The sequence below is a fragment of the Frigoribacterium sp. VKM Ac-2530 genome (genome assembly GCF_015350835.1).
Lineage (GTDB): Bacteria > Actinomycetota > Actinomycetes > Actinomycetales > Microbacteriaceae > Frigoribacterium.
Genome location: NZ_JADKSE010000002.1, coordinates 168,106 through 188,990 on the forward strand (window position 1 = coordinate 168,106; position 20,885 = coordinate 188,990).

At 71.5% G+C, this 20,885-nt stretch carries 19 protein-coding genes and 2 tRNA genes; 8 read left to right on the top strand and 13 right to left on the bottom strand.

What is annotated here, in order from left to right; genetic code table 11:
• The gene (locus tag ITJ48_RS09685; protein WP_194613529.1) at positions 1–2,103 is read left to right on the top strand and encodes a M3 family metallopeptidase; all 2,103 of its coding nucleotides are present in this window, start codon (positions 1–3) and stop codon (positions 2,101–2,103) included.
• A gap of 87 nt (positions 2,104–2,190) precedes the next feature.
• Here the strand turns inward: ITJ48_RS09685 and clpX are convergent, their stop codons facing one another.
• From clpX to ITJ48_RS09710, 5 genes are all read right to left on the bottom strand, one after another.
• The gene (gene clpX, locus ITJ48_RS09690) at positions 2,191–3,471 is read right to left on the bottom strand and encodes an ATP-dependent Clp protease ATP-binding subunit ClpX (RefSeq protein WP_123548231.1); all 1,281 of its coding nucleotides are present in this window, start codon (positions 3,469–3,471) and stop codon (positions 2,191–2,193) included.
• A gap of 161 nt (positions 3,472–3,632) precedes the next feature.
• Entirely contained in the window at positions 3,633–4,295 is a 663-nt protein-coding gene (locus tag ITJ48_RS09695; RefSeq protein WP_123548230.1) for an ATP-dependent Clp protease proteolytic subunit, read from the bottom strand.
• 40 nt (positions 4,296–4,335) lie between these two features.
• Positions 4,336–4,923 carry an ATP-dependent Clp protease proteolytic subunit gene (locus ITJ48_RS09700; RefSeq protein ID WP_123548229.1) on the bottom strand — a complete coding sequence of 196 codons (588 nt, stop codon included), beginning with the start codon at positions 4,921–4,923 and terminating at the stop codon, positions 4,336–4,338.
• Positions 4,924–5,140: 217 nt separating this feature from the next.
• On the bottom strand, positions 5,141–6,463 hold the full coding sequence (tig, locus tag ITJ48_RS09705; RefSeq protein ID WP_123548228.1) for a trigger factor: 1,323 nt from the start codon (positions 6,461–6,463) through the stop codon (positions 5,141–5,143).
• A 62-nt stretch (positions 6,464–6,525) separates the two neighbouring features.
• A tRNA-Pro gene (locus ITJ48_RS09710) sits at positions 6,526–6,598 on the bottom strand.
• A 152-nt stretch (positions 6,599–6,750) separates the two neighbouring features.
• Between ITJ48_RS09710 and ITJ48_RS09715 the strand changes: the two genes are divergently transcribed.
• Both ITJ48_RS09715 and ITJ48_RS09720 read left to right on the top strand, forming a co-directional pair.
• Positions 6,751–6,821, top strand: a tRNA-Gly gene (locus tag ITJ48_RS09715).
• A gap of 167 nt (positions 6,822–6,988) precedes the next feature.
• Positions 6,989–7,792 carry an SGNH/GDSL hydrolase family protein gene (locus ITJ48_RS09720; protein ID WP_194613530.1) on the top strand — a complete coding sequence of 268 codons (804 nt, stop codon included), beginning with the start codon at positions 6,989–6,991 and terminating at the stop codon, positions 7,790–7,792.
• A gap of 22 nt (positions 7,793–7,814) precedes the next feature.
• Here ITJ48_RS09720 and ITJ48_RS09725 read toward each other — a convergent pair whose 3' ends face one another.
• Together ITJ48_RS09725 and ITJ48_RS09730 are read right to left on the bottom strand one after the other, a co-directional pair.
• The gene (locus ITJ48_RS09725; RefSeq protein WP_194614404.1) at positions 7,815–8,453 is read right to left on the bottom strand and encodes a response regulator transcription factor; all 639 of its coding nucleotides are present in this window, start codon (positions 8,451–8,453) and stop codon (positions 7,815–7,817) included.
• A 36-nt stretch (positions 8,454–8,489) separates the two neighbouring features.
• Entirely contained in the window at positions 8,490–9,914 is a 1,425-nt protein-coding gene (locus ITJ48_RS09730; RefSeq protein WP_194613531.1) for a sensor histidine kinase, read from the bottom strand.
• 181 nt (positions 9,915–10,095) lie between these two features.
• Here ITJ48_RS09730 and ITJ48_RS09735 point away from each other — a divergent pair, with 181 nt between their 5' ends.
• Complete coding sequence (locus ITJ48_RS09735; protein WP_194613532.1) at positions 10,096–10,587, top strand: Dps family protein; 492 nt, start codon at positions 10,096–10,098, stop codon at positions 10,585–10,587.
• Between the two features lie 94 nt (positions 10,588–10,681).
• On the opposite strand, the gene ITJ48_RS09740 is transcribed toward ITJ48_RS09735, so the two are convergent.
• The 5 genes from ITJ48_RS09740 to ITJ48_RS09760 form a co-directional block, all read right to left on the bottom strand.
• Positions 10,682–12,247, bottom strand: a complete 1,566-nt coding sequence (locus ITJ48_RS09740) for an amidohydrolase family protein (protein ID WP_194613533.1) — start codon at positions 12,245–12,247, stop codon at positions 10,682–10,684.
• Positions 12,244–12,867, bottom strand: coding sequence for an FMN-binding negative transcriptional regulator (locus tag ITJ48_RS09745; RefSeq protein WP_194613534.1), 624 nt, complete (start codon positions 12,865–12,867; stop codon positions 12,244–12,246). The genes ITJ48_RS09740 and ITJ48_RS09745 overlap by 4 nt, the downstream gene beginning before the upstream one ends.
• A gap of 4 nt (positions 12,868–12,871) precedes the next feature.
• Complete coding sequence (locus ITJ48_RS09750; RefSeq protein ID WP_194613535.1) at positions 12,872–13,846, bottom strand: Fpg/Nei family DNA glycosylase; 975 nt, start codon at positions 13,844–13,846, stop codon at positions 12,872–12,874.
• Between the two features lie 100 nt (positions 13,847–13,946).
• Positions 13,947–14,432, bottom strand: a complete 486-nt coding sequence (locus tag ITJ48_RS09755) for a ribose-5-phosphate isomerase (protein WP_123548220.1) — start codon at positions 14,430–14,432, stop codon at positions 13,947–13,949.
• Between the two features lie 38 nt (positions 14,433–14,470).
• A complete protein-coding gene (locus ITJ48_RS09760) occupies positions 14,471–15,097 on the bottom strand; it encodes a DsbA family protein (protein ID WP_194613536.1) in 627 nt (208 codons plus the stop codon).
• Positions 15,098–15,191: 94 nt separating this feature from the next.
• Here ITJ48_RS09760 and pepN point away from each other — a divergent pair, with 94 nt between their 5' ends.
• From pepN to ITJ48_RS09775, 3 genes are all read left to right on the top strand, one after another.
• Complete coding sequence (gene pepN / locus ITJ48_RS09765) at positions 15,192–17,732, top strand: aminopeptidase N (protein ID WP_194613537.1); 2,541 nt, start codon at positions 15,192–15,194, stop codon at positions 17,730–17,732.
• A gap of 141 nt (positions 17,733–17,873) precedes the next feature.
• Positions 17,874–18,881 (top strand): mechanosensitive ion channel family protein, encoded by a 1,008-nt coding sequence (locus ITJ48_RS09770; protein WP_228506852.1) that lies wholly within the window; start codon positions 17,874–17,876, stop codon positions 18,879–18,881.
• Between the two features lie 50 nt (positions 18,882–18,931).
• A complete protein-coding gene (locus tag ITJ48_RS09775) occupies positions 18,932–19,339 on the top strand; it encodes a globin (protein WP_194614405.1) in 408 nt (135 codons plus the stop codon).
• On the opposite strand, the gene ITJ48_RS09780 is transcribed toward ITJ48_RS09775, so the two are convergent.
• Positions 19,320–19,985, bottom strand: a complete 666-nt coding sequence (locus tag ITJ48_RS09780; RefSeq protein ID WP_194613538.1) for a hypothetical protein — start codon at positions 19,983–19,985, stop codon at positions 19,320–19,322. The genes ITJ48_RS09775 and ITJ48_RS09780 overlap by 20 nt on opposite strands.
• Positions 19,986–20,006: 21 nt before the next feature.
• Here ITJ48_RS09780 and ITJ48_RS09785 point away from each other — a divergent pair, with 21 nt between their 5' ends.
• Positions 20,007–20,879, top strand: a complete 873-nt coding sequence (locus tag ITJ48_RS09785) for an acyl-CoA thioesterase II (RefSeq protein ID WP_194613539.1) — start codon at positions 20,007–20,009, stop codon at positions 20,877–20,879.
• Positions 20,880–20,885: the final 6 nt, after the last annotated feature.

Sequence of the window (20,885 nt, forward strand, 5' to 3'; positions counted from 1 at the left end):
ATGACGAACCCGTTCCTCGAGCCGAGCTCCCTGCCGTACGCCTTGCCGCCCTTCGCCGAGATCACCGACGACGACTGGCTGCCGGCGTTCGACGCCGGCCTCGAGCAGCAGCGTGCCGAGCTCGAGGCGATCGCGACGGACCCGGCCGAGCCGACCTTCGCCAACGTCCTCGAGGCGCTCGAGCGCAGCGGGCGGATCCTCGCCCGCGTCGAGCACGCGTTCTTCGACAAGGCGTCGAGCGACTCGAACGACGTCACGGACGCCCTCGAGCTCGCGCTGGCCCCGCGGCTCGCCGAGCACGCCGACGCGATCCGCCTCGACCCCCGACTGTGGCGACGCCTGGACGCCCTGCACGCCCGACGCGAGCACCTCGACCTCACGGCCGAGCAGCGGTACCTGCTCGAGCGCACCGTGGCCGACTTCGTCCGTGCCGGCGCCGCGCTGGGCGACGACGACAAGGAGGCGCTGCGCCAGCTGAACCAGGAGCTCTCGACCCTGACCACCCGCTGCGAGAAGGCGCTGCTGGCCGACACGAACGACCTCGCGGTCGTCGTGCGCGACCCTGCCGAGCTGCGCGGCCTCACCGAGGGCCAGCTCGGGGCGGCCGCCGAGGCGGCACGGGAGCGCGGGATCGAGGACGCCTGGGTCGTGTCGCTCGTGCTGCCCACCGGGCACCCGCTGCTGGCGTCGCTCGACGACCCGGCGCTGCGGGAGCGCGTGATGGTCGCTTCCCGGTCGCGCGGACGGCGGGGCGGCGAGCACGACACCCGTGCGCTCGTGCTCGAGATCGCCCGGCTCCGGGCCCGGCGCGCCGTCCTGCTCGGGTTCCCGGACCACGCCTCATGGGTGACGGCGGGCGAGACGGCCGGCAGCCCGGCAGCCGTCGCCGACCTGCTCGGCCGGCTCGCGGTGCCCGCGGCCCGGAACGCCGCCGCCGAGCTCGCCGACCTGCGGCAGCTCGCCGCGCGCCAGGCCGAGACCGGCAGCGGCGGCGACAGCGGCAGCGGCAGCGGCAGGGACCCTGACGGTGACCACGAAGGCGACGGCGTCCGCGCCTCCGACTGGTCCTGGTGGGCCGAGAAGGTCCGCGCCGAGCGCTTCGACGTCGACACGGCCGTGATGCGCGACTACTTCGAGGCCGACCGCGTGCTGCACGACGGCGTCTTCCACGCCGCCTCCCGCCTCTACGGCCTCGAGTTCGCCGAGCGGCGGGACCTCGTCGGCCCGCATCCGGAGGCCCGGGTCTTCGAGGTGTCTGAGGACGGCGGCGCGCCCGTCGGCCTGTACGTCCTCGACCTCTACACCCGCGACTCGAAGCGCGGCGGGGCGTGGATGAACCCGCTCGTGTCGCAGTCGGACCTGCTGGGTCTCCCGCCCGTCGTCGTCAACAACCTCAACGTCTCGAAGCCCCCGGCCGGCTCGCCGACCCTGCTCACGCTCGACGAGGTGACGACGCTCTTCCACGAGTTCGGCCACGCCCTGCACGGCCTGCTGGCCCGGGTCACCTACCCGTCGTTCTCGGGCACGAACGTGTTCCGCGACTTCGTGGAGTTCCCGAGCCAGGTCAACGAGACGTGGATGCTCCGGCCGGAGGTGCTCGAGAACTACGCCGTCCACCACGTCACGGGTGAGCGGATGCCGGGCGAGCTGGTCGAGAAGCTCGTCGCCTCGCGCACCTACGGGGAGGGCTTCGCGACGAGCGAGTACCTCGCCAGCGCCCTGCTCGACCAGGCGTGGCACAGGCTCTCGCCCGAGCAGGCCGACCGGGTCGACGACGTCGAGGCGTTCGAGCAGGAGGCGCTGGCCGCGGTCGGCCTGGACCTCGCGCAGGTGCCCCCTCGCTACTCGAGCACGTACTTCGCGCACACCTTCGCGGGCGGCTACGACGCCGGCTACTACTCGTACATCTGGAGCGAGGTGCTGGACGCCGACGCCGTGGAGTGGTTCGAGGAGAACGGCGGGCTGAGCAGGGAGGCGGGCGACCGGTTCCGAGCGCGCCTGCTCGGCGTCGGCGGGTCGAAGGACCCCCTCGAGGCCTACCGCGACTTCCGTGGCCGCGACGCTCGGGTCGAGCCGCTGCTGGAGCGCCGCGGCCTCGCCTGATCCTTCCGCAGCCTTGCCCCTCACACGGCAGAACGCCCTGGACGAGAGGTGTCCAGGGCGTTCAGGAGATGTGTGGTGGTGTTCGGACTAGGCCGACTTCTCGACGCGCTCGTCCACGAGACGGGGGACGATCGTCGGTGCCGCGTTCTCGAGCACGGAGGCGCGGGTCACGACGACCGTGCCGACGGTGTCGTCGGAGGGGACGTCGAACATGATCGGCCCGAGCACCTCTTCGAGGATCGCCCGGAGGCCACGAGCACCGGTCTGGCGCAGGACGGCGAGGTCGGCGATCGACTCGAGGGCCTCGTGCTCGAACTGCAGCTCGACCCCGTCGATCTCGAACATGCGCTGGTACTGCCGCACGAGGGCGTTCTTCGGCTCGGTGAGGATCTGCATCAGAGCGGCCTGGTCCAGCTGCGTCACCGTCGTCACGACAGGGAGGCGCCCGATGAACTCGGGGATCAGCCCGAACTTGTGCAGGTCTTCAGGGAGGACCTCGCTGAAGAGGGCCGCCTCGTCTTCCTTGCTGTGCAGGGGGGCACCGAAGCCGATGCCGCGCTTGCCCGCACGGTTCGAGATGATGTCCTCGAGGCCGGAGAACGCACCGGCGACGATGAAGAGCACGTTGGTCGTGTCGACCTGGATGAACTCTTGGTGCGGGTGCTTGCGACCGCCCTGGGGAGGCACGGAGGCGACCGTGCCCTCGAGGATCTTGAGCAGCGCCTGCTGCACGCCCTCGCCCGACACGTCGCGGGTGATCGACGGGTTCTCGGCCTTGCGCGCGATCTTGTCGATCTCGTCGATGTAGATGATGCCCGTCTCGGCGCGCTTGACGTCGTAGTCGGCCGCCTGGACGAGCTTGAGCAGGATGTTCTCGACGTCCTCGCCGACGTAGCCCGCCTCGGTGAGGGCGGTCGCGTCCGCGACGGCGAACGGGACGTTGAGCCGCTTGGCCAGGGTCTGGGCGAGGTAGGTCTTGCCGCAGCCCGTCGGGCCGATCAGCAGGATGTTGGACTTCGAGATCTCGACCTCGTCGGCGAGGGACTCGGCCGCCGTCAGCGTCGACGCGGCGCGGATGCGCTTGTAGTGGTTGTAGACGGCCACGGAGAGCGCGCGCTTCGCGGCGTCCTGCCCGATGACGTACTCCTCGAGGAACGAGTAGATCTCGCGGGGCTTCGGGAGGTCGAACTCGCTCGTGGGCTCGTCGCCCGCCTCGGCCAGGCGCTCTTCGATGATCTCGTTGCAGAGCTCGACGCACTCGTCGCAGATGTAGACGCCGGGACCGGCGATCAGCTGTTGGACCTGCTTCTGGCTCTTGCCGCAGAACGAGCACTTGAGCAGATCAGCGCTCTCACCGATGCGTGCCATGCCCGGCCTCCCTACGAGATCGTCGTCGCCCCCTGTCGGACGTCGTGCACCGAGCCTAACCCGATCCCCCGACACTCCGGGACCGACCTGCGGCCCGGACGCGACGGAGCCCCGGGCAGCTCGCCCGGGGCTCCGTCGTCGCGCTCGCGACGCGTGGTCGGCTAGCGCGTGAGCGCCGGCTGGTTCTTGCGCGAGGTCAGCACCTGGTCGACCAGCCCGTAGGCCAGCGCCTCGTCGGCGCCCAGGATGTTGTCGCGCTCGATGTCGCGGTTGACCTGCTCCGGTGTCTTGTTCGAGTGCTTCGACAGCGTCTCCTCGAGCCAGGTGCGCATGCGCAGCACCTCTTTGGCCTGGATCTCGATGTCCGACGCCTGGCCGCCGCTGCTGCCGCCGGTCGCGGGCTGGTGGATCAGCACGCGGGCGTTCGGCAGGGCGAGGCGCTTGCCGGGCTGACCGGCCGCGAGCAGGACCGCGGCCGCCGAGGCAGCCTGGCCGAGGCACACGGTCTGGATCTCGGGACGGATGTACTGCATCGTGTCGTAGATCGCCGTCATGGCCGTGAACGAGCCACCGGGCGAGTTGATGTAGAGGGTGATGTCGCGATCAGGGTCCATGCTCTCGAGCACGAGGAGCTGCGCCATGATGTCGTCGGCCGAGGCGTCGTCCACCTGCACGCCGAGGAACACGATGCGGTCCTCGAAGAGCTTGGCGTACGGGTCCTGGCGCTTGTAGCCGTAGGCCGTGCGCTCTTCGAAGCTGGGGAGGATGTACCGGGAGCTGGGGGTCTGCAGTCGGCCCGCGCCGCCCATCATCGGGAGTTCCATGAGTGTGTCTCTTTCTCTGCTGACGATCGGGGAGGGAGGTCTACGACTGGTCCGTGCCGGCGCCGCCGACGACGTCGGTGGCCGAGCCGCGGATGTGGTCGACGAAGCCGTACTCCAGGGCCTCCTCGGCGGTGAACCAACGGTCGCGGTCGCCGTCCTCGTTGATCTGCTCGACGGTCTTGCCCGTCTGGGCAGCGGTGATCTCGGCCAGGCGCTGCTTCATCGAGAGGATGAGCTGGGCCTGCGTCTGGATGTCGGAGCTGGTGCCGCCGAAGCCGCCGTGGGGCTGGTGCAGCAGCACGCGCGCGTTCGGCGTGATGTAGCGCTTGCCCTTGGTGCCGGCCGTCAGGAGCAACTGGCCCATCGAGGCCGCCATCCCGATGCCCACGGTGACGATGTCGTTCGGCACGAACTCCATGGCGTCGTAGATCGCCATGCCGGCCGTGATCGACCCGCCGGGCGAGTTGATGTAGAGGTAGATGTCCTTCTCGCTGTCCTCAGCGGCGAGGAGCAGGAGTTTCGCTGCGATCTCGTTGGCGTTCTCGTCCCGCACCTCGGAACCGAGCCAGATGATGCGGTCCTTGAGAAGTCGGTCAAAAACACTGTTGGGCAGTGTCACGTCGGCCATGGTGGAGCTCCCATTCGTTGTCGCTTGTCGTCGAATCTATCCGGTGGGACGCACGGGTTCCGGGCTGTTCGCCCACGGCAATAACTTCCGCTCCGCACGGCGACGCGACCGAGCCGAGGAGGCGCGGGTGCAGTCCGGGAACGACGGAGGGCCGGGTGCACCAGCACCCGGCCCTCTCGACGTCAGCGCCTCATCGGCGCCGACGCGTCAGCTCAGCTCACGCGTGGTCGTGACCCTCGTGGTCGTCGTCGCCGCCGACGCCCGCGGTGGCGGTGAAGGCCGACAGGTCGACCTCCTTGCCCTCCCCGTCGACGACCTTGGCCTTCGACAGCACGACGGCCAGGGCCTTGCTGCGGGCGACCTCGCCGACCATGGCGGGGATCTGGCCGTTCTGGTCGAGCACCTTGATGAACTCGCCGGGCTCCATGCCGTACTGGGCGGCGCCCTGGATCAGGTACTGGGTGAGCTCGTCCTGCTCGACCTTGACCTCTTCCTTCTCGGCGATCGCGTCGAGGAGGATCTGGTTGCGGAAGGCCTTCTCGCTGCTCTCGGTCACCTCGGTGCGGTGCTCGGCGTCCTCGAGGCGGTTCTCCTGCTCGAGGTGACGGTGCACCTCGTCCTCGACGAGCTTCTCGGGCACGGGGATCTCGACGGACTCGAGCAGCTTCTCGACGACCTGGTCGCGAGCCTGGGCGCCCTGGCCGAACGTCTTCGACTTGGCCAGCTGCTCCTTCAGGTCGCCCTTGAGCTCGTCGATGGTGTCGAACTGGCTGGCGATCTGCGCGAAGTCGTCGTCGGCCTCGGGGAGCTCGCGCTCCTTGACGGCGGTGACGGTGACGGCGATCTGGGCGGTCTCGCCCTCGCGGTCGCCGCCGAGCAGCTTGGACTCGAACGTGGTGCTCTCGTCGGCGGTGAGCGACTCGAGCGCCTCGTCGATGCCCTCGATGAGCTCGCCGGAGCCGAGCTCGTACGACACGCCCTGGGCGGTGTCGACGGTGTCGTCGCCGATGGTTGCCGTGAGGTCGATCTGGACGAAGTCGCCGGTGGTGGCGGGACGGTCGACCGTGACGAGCGTGCCGAAGCGCGTGCGCAGGTTCGACAGCTCCTCCTCGACCTCGTCGTCGCTGATCTCGACCGAGTCGACGGTGAGCTCGATGCCCTCGTAGTCGGGCAGGTCGAAGTCGGGACGCACGTCGACCTCGACGGCGATGGTCAGGTCGCCGGAGAAGTCCTTCACGTCGGGCCAGGAGACGACGTCGGCCTCCGGGCGGCCCAGGACGCGGATCTCGGTCTCGGAGACGGCCTCGCGGTAGAACTTGTCGAGGCTCTCGCTGACGGCGTGGTTCAGGACCTCTTCGCGACCGACGCGCTGGTCGATGATGGGCGGCGGCACCTTGCCCTTGCGGAAGCCGGGGATGTTGATCGACTCCGCGATGTGGCCGTAGGCGTGCGTGACGCTGGGCTTGAGCTCGTCAGGGCTGACGACGATGTTGAGCTTGACGCGCGTGGGGCTGAGCTTCTCAACGGTGGTCTGGACCAATGTGGGGCTTCTCCTGTGTTGGTGGTGCTGAACTCACGTCCGAGACAGCAGGTAGACGATCGTCGGGGCGACAGGACTCGAACCTGCGATCTTCCGCCCCCAAAACGGACGCGCTAGCCACTACGCTACGCCCCGTATATCACCTGGCACGGCGAGCTCCGTTGGTCCCGTTGAGGTCGGGTGGAGACAAGCCTCGAGGGAGTCTAGCCGACCTGGGGAGCGCCCGTACCGGGCCGGTCGACGACATGCCCTATAGTTGAGGGCACCCATGTGGCCCAGGCCACTCCGGGGATGTAGCTCAATGGTAGAGCCTCAGTTTTCCAAACTGATGGCGCGGGTTCGATTCCCGTCATCCCCTCTCGATCGTTCGACGCCTCCGGCGTCCGGTGCCGCAGGCACCGTGCATGAATCCTCCTCTCGATGTCACTCGGCTCTCGACGCCGTCGACGTTGCATCCCCGAAGAGGGGGCGCGTGCTGTTGCTCACTGGTACGGAGCAGCCCCGGGGATGACGCATGATCTGAGGATGGATCGCGCGAAGATCGCCCGGACCGCGCTCGTGGGCGCGGCCCTCGCCCTGCTCGTGACGGGGTGCAGCGCCGGCGTGACCACCGCCTCCCCCGGATCTGCCCCGACCGGGGCCCCGCGGGCCGCCTCCTCTGCTGCACCGGGCGACGTCACGGCCGGCGGCGCAGGCGAGGACGACGTGCCCCGTGACGACGCCGTGCGCGTCGCGATCGTCGGTGATTCCCTGACGGCCGGCGGCGCGCGACTGCTCAGCGACGGCCTCGACGCGAACACGTGGATGACGTACGCGCGCGGCGACGGCGTCGAGTGGGTCGGCGGGTGGGCCAAGGGCGGCAGCACGATCCAGGACCAGGCCGCAGCGGTGACCCCGGTCGCCGACGTCGACGTCCTCGTGCTGATGTCGGGCACGAACGACGTGCGCAGGGGCATCGGCTTCGCCGAGTCCGCCGCCTCGTACGACGCCGTCGTCGCCACCGTCGCCCCTCGCCACGTCGTCGTCGCGGCGATCCCGCCCTACGACCGCGCGCCCGCCGCCGCCGCCGTGTACCAGCGGGCCCTCGAGCGGCACGTGCTCGAGAGGGGCTGGACCTGGACCGACCCCTGGGGCTTCGCCCGCGACGGCCTCGTGTTCGCGGCCGGGACCTCGCCCGACGGCATCCACCCCACGACGGTCGGGTACCAGCGCGTCGGCGAGTCGCTGCGCGAGACGATCCTCGAGGTGGGCGGCACCCGGGGCGACCTGCTCCAGGCCGGCCCTGCGGCGGACGGCACGGCCGAACAAGACCGCTCGCGGACCAGCTAGCGGGTCGACCGAAGCGACGACCTCACCGCTGCAGGAAGGCCAGGACGGCGAGCACCCGACGGTGGTCGCTCCCGCTGTCCTCGAGCAACAGCTTCTGGAAGATCGAGGTGACGTTCTTCTCCACCGCCCCGGTGCCGATGACGAGGGCGGCGGCGATGGCCGCGTTGGTGCGGCCCTCGGCCATCAGGCCGAGCACCTCGCGCTCACGGGGCGTCAGCGCGGCGAGCGGGTCGCCTCGTCGGCCGAGCAGCTGCGAGACGACCTGGGGGTCGAGCACCGTGCCGCCGTCGGCGACCCGGCCGAGCGCGTCGCCGAACTCGTCCACGGAGGCGACGCGGTCCTTGAGCAGGTAGCCCACTCCCCCGCTGCCGGCCTCGAGCAGGTCCCGGGCGTAGGCCACCTCGACGTACTGCGAGAGCAGCAGGATGCCGAGCCCGGGACGGCGGCGACGGGCATCGATCGCGGCGCGGACCCCCTCGTCGGTGTGGGTCGGGGGCATCCGCACGTCGAGCACCGCGACGTCGGGCGCCTTCTCGTCGAGCTCAGCCAGGAGGGAGTCCGCGTCGCCGTAGGCCCCGACGACGTCGGCGCCGATCTCGTCGAGGAGGCGGACGAGGCCCTCGCGGAGCAGCACCGAGTCGTCCGCGACGACGACGCGCAGGGCGGGGGTCACAGGTCGCTCGGGCACCCCGCCAGTCTAGGGAGCGGGCGGCGCGGCGGGAGCAGCCGGACCGGTCGCCTCGACCTCTGCGGGCGAGTCGTCGACGAGCGGGATGCTCACCGTCACGATGGTCGGCCCGCCCGCCGGGCTGGAGATGTCGAGGAAGCCGCCCAGGCCCACGAGCCGCTCCTGCACGCCGGCGAGGCCGTGCCCGTCGCGGAGGCCCGCGCCGCCCTGGCCGTCGTCGGTGACGACGAGCTCGAGCAGGGTGCCCCGGCCGTCGGGCGCGGTGCGCGTGCGGAGCACGAGGTCGGCCGAGATCGCGGACGAGTGCTTGCCCGTGTTCGTCACGAGCTCGGACGCGATGAAGTAGGCGTTCCGCTGGATCTCCGCGGGCAGCACGACGTGGGCGGGCACGCGGTCGAGCAGGGTCGTCGGGATGACCGCGCGGTCGACGAGCGACTCGAGCGCCGCGACCAGCCCGCGGTCGAGCAGCAGGGGAGGCGCGAAGCCGCGGGACAGGGCGCGCAGCTCCTCGAGGGCCTCGCGGGACTGGGCCCGCGCCTCCTCGATCAGGGCCTTGCCCTTCTCGGGGTCGGAGTCGACGGCCCTGGCCGCCGCGGCGAGGTCCATCTGCAGGCGCACGAGGCGCTGCTGCGGCCCGTCGTGGATGTCGCGCTCGAGGCGGCGGAGGGCCGTGCCCTCGGCCGAGAGGGCCGCGGTGCGCGAGATCTCGCGGTCGGCGAGCTCGACGGCGAGCTGGTCGCTGCGGAAGCCTCCGAGCATGGCGGCGGCGATCGCGTGGTGCATCACGACGAAGCCGTGCACGACGAAGGGCATCAGCAGCACGACGCCCGCGAGCACGACGGCCCCGAGCAGGAGGAGCAGGAGCCCGCCGCCGCCGCCGACGACCGCGTGCAGGCCGTCGCCGCCGGGCACGCTGCCGACGACCACGCCGCCGAAGACGAACAACGAGGCGGGGCCCGCGACGAGCAGCACGATGACCATGGTCGTGAGGGCGGCCGCGGCCGGGAACACCACGAGGCCGTAGAGCAGGTAGAGCCAGTAGTGCGGGTTCGCGAACGCCGAGAGCGCGCGGACGCCGCGGTTGTCGGAGCGGCCCCAGGTCGTGTTCGGCGTCCAGTCGACCGGACGCACGGGACGGTCGATCGCCCAGCGCAGGCGGATCACCTCGAACGTGCCGAACCAGCGCGCCAGCCACAGGCTCGCGAAGACCACGACGGCGAGGAAGACGAACCCGACGACCGAGTTGTCGGCCTGGCCGAGCGACCGGAAGAAGAGGGTGGAGAGGCCGCCGATCACGACGACCAGCACCGCCGACAGGGCCACGTAGCCGAGCTCGCGGGGCAGGGCACGCCAGCGACGCCCGTAGCCGCCGGGCGGGGGCGGCGGCGAGAGGTAGGGGTTCGTGGCGGCGCTGATGGTGCTCTCCTGGGTCATGCCTCGAGCCTCGCGGAGGCGCGGGCACCGTCCCATGGTGCCAGCGCCCGAGAGAGCGGTGGGGTTATCCCCCGCACGGCAGGTGAGGCGAGGCTGGCCTCGGTGAGCCGAGCCTCAGCTTGCTTGCGGAATCCGCTCAGCCCTCTACCGTGGGGTAGATCGTCTAGGAAAGGACACCGCCATGACCGACGCCTCCACCATCACCGTCCCCCAGGGTTCCGTCGACCCCGACGTCGCCGCCGGCGTCGCCCAGTTCCTCAGCCCGATCGTCACCGACCTCACCGCGCTGTCGGTCAACGGCAAGCAGGCGCACTGGCACGTGCGCGGCATCGCGTTCGTCGCCGTGCACGAGCTGATCGACGTGGTCGTCGACCACGCCCGCGAGTGGGCCGACCTCGCCGCGGAGCGCGTCGTCGCCCTCGGCCTGCCCGTCGACGCCCGCATCGAGACCGTCGCCGCCAAGACGAGCATCCCGACGACCTCGCCCGGCTTCAACCAGATCGACCGCACGATCGCCGAGCTGGTCGCCCAGATCGACGCCTCGCTCGTCGCCGTCCGCACGGCCATCGACGAACTCGGCGAGCTCGACGCGTCCAGCCAGGACGTCGCCATCGAGATCTCGCGCGGCCTCGAGAAGGACCGCTGGTTCCTCGCCGCGCACGTCGCCGGCTGAGCCCGCACTCCCTGACGCGCGGAGGCCGTCGCCCCTCGGGGCGGCGGCCTTCGTCGTGCGCGGCCCCGTCGCGGGCACGGCAGACCTGCGCGCCTCAGGGAGCGAGGAGCGTGAGGTGCGTGAACCGTCCCCCGAGCAGGGTCGCCGAAACGACCATCGTGCGCAGGTCGTGGTCCGTCGCGGTCAGCGGGTCGGTCTCCGTCACGACCAGGTCGGCCACGGAGCCGACCTCGACGTTCGTGCGGCCGCCGGTCGACGCGGCGAGCGCGGTGCGTGCCGCCAGCCGCTGCTCGGGGTGCCACGGGTCGCGGCCGTCCCTCGCGCGCCACACGGCGGCCGCCATCGCGACCCAGGGGTCGAGCGGAGCCACCGGTGCGTCCGAGCCGAGCTGCAGGCGCACCCCCGCCGACGCGAGGCTCCCCCAGGCGTAGGACCGCCCGGTGCGTCCGGCCCACAGCCGGTCGGCGACGTCACGGTCGTCCATCGCGTGCTCGGGCTGGACGCTCGCGACGATGCCGAGCCGCGCGAACCTCGCGACGTCCTCCGCGTCGAGCAGCTGTGCGTGCTCGATCGAGCCGCCGCAGCCGACCTCCTCGAGGGCGTCGAGGGCCGACGCGTTCGCCGCGTCGCCGATCGCGTGCACCGCGGGGACGAGGCCCGCCGAGGAGGCGCGTCTCAGGTGGTCGACGAGCGCCTCCTCGCCGTACGTCGCCACGCCCCGCGCCGCGGGGTCGCCCTCCATGCCCACGTACGGGTCGTGGCACCACGCGGTCCGGGTGCCGAGCGAGCCGTCGGTGATGATCTTGGCCGGCCCCATCTCGACGAGGCCGTGCGTGCCGGGGACGACGTCGCCGGTGCGCAGGCCGCGCCCGACGACCTCGTCGAGGTCGGCCGGGTAGACGCCGGCGCGCACGCGGAGGCAGGTCGTGCCCGCCGCCACCCGGCGCGCCCAGCGGTCGACCGAGAGGGTCATCTCGAGGTCGACGACGCCGACGACGCCCCGGGCGGCGGCGGCCTCGGCGGCCTCGCCGACCCACTCGTCGAGCTGGTCCTCCGAGACGGCGCTGACCGCGGTGCTCACGGCGAAGGCGTCCGCCTCGCGCAGCAGGCCCGTCGGGTGACCGGCGTGGCCGTGGGCCGCGAGGGCGCGGGAGTCGAGCCAGACGGAGTGCAGGTCCTTGCTGACGAGCACGACGGGGACGTCGCCGGAGACGGCGTCGAGCAGGGCCCTGGTGGGCTCGTCGGCCCAGAGCGCGTCCTGGAACCCGTAGCCGATCAGGGGCTGCCCGGGCGCCGGGGGCTGCGAGCGCAGGCGCTCCCCCACGAGCGACGCGGCCTCGGCAGCCGACCCGGCCGACGACACGTCGAGGCGACGTCGCACGAGCGCCCACTGGTCCATGTGCACGTGCGAGTCCCAGAGACCGGGGCCGAGCCACCGGCCGTCGAGGTCGACGACCGCGGCGTCGCCGACGACCGCGAGCCCCTGGCCGATCTCGGCGACGACGCCGCCGCGCAGGAGGACGTCGACGCGGTCGGCGTCGTCCGAGCCGTGGACGCCGGTGAGGCGGGCGTTCCTCAGGAGGACGGGACGCGCCTCCTCGGATCCGGTGTCCGTGTCGGGCCGCGCATCGGTGCCGGTGCCGGGCGGGACGGCGCTCACCGGTCGCGGACCCGTCGCATCTCGGCCGCGAGGGCGGGCTGGGCGTAGTGCTGCCCGTGCTCGAGCTCGTCGACGATGCGGTCGACGACCTCGGGGGGCTTGTTCTGGCTCAGCTTGGCGCGCGCGTCGAACCGGGCGACCCGCAGCCGGATGCCGACGGTGCCCTGGGCGACACGGCGCGAGCCCGCCTCGTCGAGCGTCAGGGTCGACGGCTCGGGCATCACCTTCTCGAAGTGGTCGACGAGCTCGCCGAGCACGCGGAAGTTCTCGTCGTCCGACAGGATCTCGGGCGTGCCCCAGAGGTGCGCCGTCACGTGGTTCCAGGTGGGGATGATCTGCTCGGCGGGGTACCAGCCGGGCGACACGTAGCCGTGAGGCCCCTGGACGATCACCATCACCTCGGCGGCGCCCAGCTCGAGCGACCGCTCGTCGGGCCTGCCCACGTGGCTGACGAGCACGATCGCAGCCGGGTCGGCAGGGTCGTCCTCGAGCACGACGGGGTAGTGCGAGGCGACGATCCCCTCCGTCGTCGAGGCGACGATCGTGGCCCACGGGTTCTCGCGGATCAGCCGCTTGACCTCGTCGACGTCGGACTGCACGAAGTGCGGAGTGTGGCGCATGGCCTCAAGTCTGGTCGACCGGGCACCAGTAGAGCTTCCGACCCGCGGCCATCTCCATCACGATGTTCGTGCCGCAGACCCGGCAGGGCAGGCCCTCGCGGTGGTAGACCCAGTGCCGGTCGGCCCGGCTGCGCAGGGCCTTCGCGTGCTGCGCCTTGGTGAGGCCGTCCATCGTCATCATCTGGCCGAGCTCGACGCCGCTGCGGAGCAGCTTCGTCCAGTCCTTGTAGATCGCCTTCAGCACGTCCTCGGGCACCTGGTTGCCGGGGGTGTGCGGGTCGAGCCGCGCCCGGAAGAGCAGCTCCGCGCGGTAGATGTTGCCGATGCCGCTCACGACGCTCTGGTCCATCAGCAGCAGGCCGATCGGGGTTCGCTTCTTCCGCACCGTCGTCACGAAGCGGTCGCTCCCCTTCTTCGGCGAGTCGACGAGGGGATCGGGACCGAGCTTCGCGATCGCCGTGTCGACCCCGGCCGCGTCGAGGACCTCGCACTTCGTGGGGCCGCGGAGGTCGCCGACGGCCGTGTCGGTGAGCAGGCGCACGCGCACCTGGCCGACGGGCTCGGGCGGGAACGACTCGATGTCGTCCTCGGCCTTCTCCTGCTCGGCCATGCGGACGCGGCTCCGACGCGGCGCGCCGATGCTCGCCATCGAGTCCTCGCCGTCGTCGTCCGTAGCGGCCTCCGCCTTGCGCGCGCGAGCCCGGCGCGTCCGTGACTCGGCCATCGAGTGGCCGGTGGCGATCTCTCCCGCGAAGTCCCACGCGCCGTAGAGGCCGAGGTGCACGTGCAGCCAGAGGCCGTTGTCGAACTCGAGGAACATCTGCTTGCCGACGGCCTTGGCGTCGACCATCGTCGCGCCGTCGAGCTTCTCGGCCCCGGCGGCGAACCGCCCCTGGGGAGAGCTCACCTCGCACCGGCTCCCCACGAAGGTCTGCTCGAACTGGTTGGCGATGCGGTGGACGGAATGGCCCTCGGGCACGGCGGCACCTCACTGGCTGGGTCGATCGGGCGGAGCCGATCCGACGGGGGACGACGGAGCGGCGGGGCCCGGAGGTCCCGCCGCTCCCGACGTTACGTCGTCAGTCGACCGGGTGCCCGGCGATCGCCCCGGTGGTCTCGTACTCGCCCACCTGGGCGATGCGGCGGACGTGGCGCTCGTCGTGGCTGAAGGGCTCGGCGACGAACGCGTCGATGAAGGCCAGCGCCTCCGCCTCCGTGTGCTGACGGGCGCCGATGGCGATCACGTTCGCGTCGTTGTGCTGACGGGCGAGCTTCGCGGTCGAGTCGTTCCAGACCAGGGCCGCACGGACGCCCTCGACCTTGTTCGCGGCGATCTGCTCGCCGTTGCCCGAGCCGCCGAAGACGACGCCGAGGGCCTCGTGGCCGGCCCGCTGGTCACGGACGACGGCCCGGGCTGCCGCGATGCAGAACGACGGGTAGTCGTCGAGCGGCTCGTAGCTGGTCGGGCCGTGGTCGGTGACGTCGTGGCCGGCGTCGGAGAGGTGACGGATGACGGTCTTGCTGAAGTCGAGACCGGCGTGATCGGTCGCCACGTGGATGCGCATGCTGTTGATCCTAGGACGGCCCCGGCCGCGGTCCTGCGTCAGTCGAAGATCGGGCCGACCGTGCGCGTGCGCTTGATCTCGAAGAAGCCCGGGTACGAGGCGGCGGCGACGACGCCGTCCCACAGGGTCAGGGCGATCTCGCCCTTCGGCGCCGGCGAGATGACCGGGCCGAAGAAGGCGGTGCCGTTCACGGCGATCACGGGCGTGCCGACGTCCTGGCCGACGCGGCCGATGCCGTCGAAGTGGCTGGCCCGCATCTGCTCGTCGTACGCGTCCGAGTCCGCGTGGGCGGCGAATTCCGCGGGCAGGCCGACCTCGGCGAGCGCGGCGGGGATGACGACGTCGGCGTCGGTCTCGCCGCCCGGGTGGATGCGGGTTCCGAGCGCGTCGTAGAGGGGCTTCACGATCTGCTGGCCGTGCAGCTCGCCGGCGGCGGTGACGAGGCGCGTGTAGCGCAGCATCCGGGCGAAGGCGGCCCTGTACTCGTCGCTCACGTCGTTGTCCTCGTTCAGCACCGCCAGGCTCATGATGTGGAACGTCACGTCGAGGTCGCGGTGACGAGCGACCTCGTCGACCCAGCGGCTGGTCATCCAGGCCCAGGGGCACGAGGGGTCGAACCAGAAGTCGACGGAGGTGTGGGGCGCGGGGGCGACGGTGTCGGTCATGCCCCCAGTGAACACCCCGGCGTCGGAGGGCCGGTCTAGGCTCGTCCGGGGGCCACGAGTCCCGCACCGACACCTCAAGACGGATGGAGCAAGCGTGCCCGGAGAGAACCTGACCCGACTCGAGGCGCAGGAGCGCAAGAGCGTCGTCGACGTGCAGTCGTACGAGATCGAGCTCGACCTGACCCGGGGGGCCGAGGTGTTCGGCAGCTCGACGACGGTCCGGTTCACCGCGACGCCCGGCGCCTCGACCTTCATCGACGCCCTCACGCGCACCGTGCACTCGGCCACGCTGAACGGCACCGCCCTCGACGTGGCGGCCGTCACCGACGGCGTGCGGATCCAGCTCGACGACCTCGCCGCCGAGAACGTGCTCGAGGTCGTCGCCGACGCCGAGTACACGAACACCGGCGAGGGCCTGCACCGCTTCGTCGACCCCGTCGACGACGAGGTCTACCTCTACTCGCAGTTCGAGGTGCCCGACAGCCGCCGCGTCTTCGCGGTCTTCGAGCAGCCCGACCTCAAGGCGACGTTCCAGTTCACCGTGACCGCCCCCTCCCGCTGGCAGGTCGTCTCGAACCAGCCGACGCCCGAGCCCGCGGTCGACGGCGAGGTCGCCACCTGGACGTTCTCGCCCACCCCGGTGCTCTCGAGCTACATCACGGCGATCGTCGCCGGCCCCTACGACGTCGTGCGCAGCGAGCTCACGAGCTCGGACGGCCGCACGATCCCCCTCGGCATCTTCACGCGTCGCTCGCTCACCGAGTTCCTCGACGCTGACTACATCTTCGAGAAGACGCGTCAGGGCTTCGCCTACTACGAAGACAAGTTCCGCTACCCGTACCCGTTCGACAAGTACGACCAGCTCTTCGTGCCCGAGTTCAACGCCGGCGCGATGGAGAACGCGGGCGCCGTCACCTTCGTCGAGACCTACGTGTTCCGCAGCAAGGTGACCGACGCGATCAAGGAGCGCCGGGTCGTCACGATCCTGCACGAGCTCGCCCACATGTGGTTCGGCGACCTCGTCACCATGAAGTGGTGGAACGACCTCTGGCTGAACGAGTCGTTCGCCGAGTGGGCGTCGACCATCTCGACGGCCGAGGCCACCGAGTGGACCGAGGCGTGGACGACGTTCCAGGCGATGGAGAAGAGCTGGGCCTACCGCCAGGACCAGCTGCCCTCGACGCACCCCGTCGTCGCGACGATCAACGACCTGGAGGACGTCCAGGTCAACTTCGACGGCATCACCTACGCCAAGGGCGGGTCCGTGCTGAAGCAGCTCGTCGCGTGGGTCGGCATCGACGCCTTCTACGCCGGCGTCGCCGCGTACTTCCAGAAGCACCACCACTCGAACACCGAGCTCCGCGACCTGCTCGTCGAGCTCGAGGCCACCTCGGGGCGCGAGCTCACGAGCTGGAGCGAGAAGTGGCTCGAGACCGCGGGCGTGAACACGCTGCGTCCCGAGATCGAGACGGACGCCGACGGCGTCATCACCTCGTTCGCCCTCCTGCAGGAGGCGCCGGCCGACTACCCGACGATCCGCCCGCACCGCCTCGCCGTCGGCCTCTACGACTTCGACGGCGACGCCCTCGTGCGGACGCACCGGGTCGAGATCGACGTCGACGGCACCCGCACCGACGTGCCCGAGCTCGTCGGCCAGCGCCGCGGGGCCCTCGTGCTCACCAACGACGACGACCTCGCCTACGCGAAGATCCGCCTCGACGAGAAGTCGCTCGCCACCGCGATCGAGCACCTCGCGGCGATCTCGGACCCGCTGGCCCGCGCCCTCGTCTGGGGCTCCGTCTGGGACGCCACGCGCGACGCCGAGACCTCGCCCTCCGACTACGTCCGCCTCGTGCTGTCGAACATCGCGAGCGAGACCGAGTCGACGACGATCCGCACGACCCTGACGCAGCTGGTGCAGACGGCCCGCAGCTACGTGGCGCCGTCCCATCGGGCCGAGGTGCTCGCCGAGGTCGGCGACCGCCTCCTGGAGCTGGCGAAGGAGGCGGAGGCCGGGTCGGACGCTCAGTTCCAGTTCGTGAAGTTCTTCGCCGCCGCCGCGTCGACCCCGGCGCACGCCGACGCGCTCCGCGCCCTGCACGACGGGTCGCTGGCGCTCGACGGGCTCGAGGTCGACACCGACCTGCGCTGGGAGCTGCTCGAGGGCCTCGTGCTCGTCGGCGCCGCCGGCGAGGCCGAGATCGACGCCGCGCTCGAGGCGGACAACACCGCCAACGGCGCCCAGGCCGCCGCACGGGCCCGCGCCGCGATCCCCACGCCCGAGGGCAAGCTCGCCGCCTTCGCGTCGGTCGTCGACAGCGCCGAGCAGCCGAACGCCATCGTGCGCGCGACCGCTCAGGGCTTCCAGCACACGAACGACCCGGCCGTGCTGCAGCCCGTGGTCGAGCGGTACTTCGCGTCGCTCACGGGCATCTGGGAGTCGCGCAGCTACCACATCGCCGACACGCTGGTCTCGGGCCTCTACCCGGCCGGGCTCGCCGACCAGCAGCTGGTCGACACGACGCGCGCCTGGCTCGACGCGAACCCGGACGTGCCGGCGCTCCGCCGCATCGTGGTCGAGAGCCTCTCGGGCGTCGAGCGCGCCCTGCGCGTGCAGGCGGTCGACGCGCGCTAGGCACGGGGCGCGGGCGTCCCTCGGGGGCCGCGCGCGCCTCCTGCGTCACCGTCGGACGGCGGGCCCTGCTCACAGGGTCCGCCGTCCTCGCGTCCAGGCTGCTCTCGGGCGGCGTCGGCGGCTCGTGCGAAGCTTGAGGGGATGATCGACTTCCTCGCCGCCCCTGCCACCGACACCCCTCCCGTCGAGTTCGACTGGGCAGCCTTCTGGGCGATGTGGGGCGTGCCCATCCGCATCCTCGCGATCATCGTCGTCGCGGTGCTGCTGCGGGTCGCGCTGCACTTCATGATCCGCCGCGTGGTCGACCAGGTCGTCAACGGCATCAAGCGCAAGCAGAACGTCGACGACACCCAGGCCCTGATCGCGTCGCCCCTGCAGGCGGTCCGCGTCGTGCAGCGCACGCGCACCCTCGGCAGCGTCCTGAACAACGTCGTCACGGTGCTCATCGCCGGCGTCGCCCTCGTCCTCGTGCTCGGCGAGCTGAGCTTCGACGTCGTCGCCATCGTCGGCGCGGCCAGCGTGGTGGGCGCCGGCTTGGCGTTCGGCGCGCAGAACATCGTGAAGGACCTGCTCAACGGCATCTTCATGGTCGCGGAGGACCAGCTCGGGGTCGGCGACGTCGTCGACGTCGGCCCGGCGACCGGCGTCGTCGAGGCCGTGGGCATCCGCGTCACGCAGATCCGCGACGTCAACGGGGTGCTCTGGTTCGTCCGCAACGGCGAGATCCTCCGGGTCGGCAACATGTCGCAGGGCTGGACCCGGGTCGTCATCGACCTCGCGGTGCCCTACGAGGCCGACGTCGACACGGTCCAGGCGGCCATGCTCAAGGCGGCCACCGACATGGCGGCGCTGCCGAAGTGGGGGCGCAGCATGATCGACGCTCCCGAGGTCTGGGGCCTCCAGTCGATCGCGGAAGAGCACGTCGTCATCCGCATCGTGTCCAAGACCCGGTCGTCCGAGCGCGACAACGTCGACCGCGAGCTCCGGTCGCGCCTCAAGAAGGCGACGGACGAGCTGGGCATCACGCTCCCCTCGCTCAGCAGCGTCGTCCTCACGGGCTTCGACGGCGCCTCCTCGGTGCAGGGCGCCCGCCCGCCGCAGACCGTGCCGACCCCGCACGTCCGACCCACGAAGGGCAAGCGCTCGTGACCGATCTCCCCCTCGGCCCGCCTCCCGCGGGCGCCTCCCAGCCGATCACCCTGCGCAGCGGCGCGGGGCGCGACGACGCCCAGGGCAACTTCTGGCAGCAGATCGGCGGGCGGGCGACCTTCGAGCGACTCGTCCGCCGCTTCTACGAGGGCGTGCAGACCGACGACGTGCTCTGGCCGATGTACCCGGAGCACGACCTCGAGGGCGCGATCCAGCGCCTCGCCGGGTTCCTCGAGCAGTACTGGGGCGGCCCGACCACGTACAGCGACGAGCGCGGCCACCCGCGGCTGCGGATGCGGCACATGCCGTTCACGGTCACGCCGGAGGCGCGCGACCGGTGGCTGCACCACATGCGCACCGCAGTCGACGAGCTCGAGCTCTCGCCCCTCCACGACGCGACGCTGTGGGCCTACCTCGACCGGGCGGCCCACGCCATGGTCAACGCCCCCGGCGCTTGACCAGGACGTGCCCGCGGCTGGTCGTCAGTCGTGTCCAGGCACCCGTCTCGTAGAGCGAGACCGCCTCGCCGTCGCCGAGGAACCCGAGGCTGAGCGCCGCGAACGCGGCCCCGGCAGGGACGGCCTCGACACCGTCGACCGGGCGCGACCACACCTCGGACCGCACGCGGTGGACGATCTGCTCGCCCGCGTTCTCGGGCAGGGCGGAGGCGATCTCGTCGATGCCCGCCGTCGCCGCGGCGTCGAGCGCGGGGGCGTCGGCGGCGCCCTTCGGCACCCAGCCGCCGCGCGGCGGCGAGATCGCCGCCCAGGTGACCGTCGCGACCTCGATCGGCAGGGTGACCGTCACGGGCGCCGTCGGGTCGACGACGTCGTTCTGCAGCCGGACGAGCCGCTCCTTGAGCGAGCGGACGGGGACCACCGCGTCGAATTCGGGCGCGTCGTCGAGCTGGAAGGTGCGGAGGCCCAGCACCGTCGGGCTCGAGTCGAGCAGCCCCAGCGGGTAGAAGACGGCGGCGTACACCGCGAGAACGCCGGAGCCGGCGACGAGGCGCACGGAGCCGTCCTCGACACGGCCGGCACGGCCCAGGAAGGTCGCGAGGTCGCTGAGGGACAGGGAATCGGGGAGGGCGAATGTACGGCTCATCGGCCCCCTAAACTACATCGGATGAGCGCCGATCCCCTGCAGAACCTGCTCGCCACCCTCGACCTCGCCCCGGCCGGCATCGTCGGCGGACAGGACGTCTTCACCGGCACGTCGCAGCCCGAGCCGCTCGGCCGGGTCTTCGGCGGACAGGTCATGGCGCAGGCGCTCGTCGCCGCCCAGCGGACCATCGTCGGCGACCGGCCCGTCCACTCGCTGCACGGGTACTTCCTCCGGCCGGGCGACCTCACGATCCCCATCACCTTCACGGTCGACCGCATCCACGACGGGCGGTCGTTCGCCACCCGCCGGACGCAGGCGTCCCAGGACGGACTGCCGATCTTCTCCATGATCGCGTCCTTCCAGACGCCGGACGACGGCCTCGAGCACCAGGTCGCCATGCCCGACGGCCTGCCCGAGCCGGAGGACGTGCCGAGCGACGCCGAGCTGCTCGCCGCCGTCGACCACCCGATCGCCCAGGCCTGGGCGGCCGATCGAGCGTTCGACATGCGTCACGTGCCGTCGCCGGTCTACTTCAGCGTCGAGGGCGCCCGGGTCGAGCACCAGGCCGTGTGGCTGCGCGCGACGGGGACGCTGCCCGACGACCCCGACCTGCACCGCGCCTCCTTGCTGTACGCCAGCGACTACACGCTGCTCGAGCCGATCTACCGTCGCCACGGCGTGCCGCTCGTGACGCCCGGGCTCAAGGTCGCGAGCCTCGACCACGCCATGTGGTGGCACCGCCCGGCGCGCGTGGACGAGTGGCTGCTCTACGTGCAGGAGTCCCCCACTGCCGTCGGTGGCCGAGGGCTCTCCCTCGGGCGCATCTACGACCGCTCCGGGACGCTCGTCGCGAGCGTCGCCCAGGAGGGGATGGTGCGGGTCCCCCGCGCCTGACCGGGC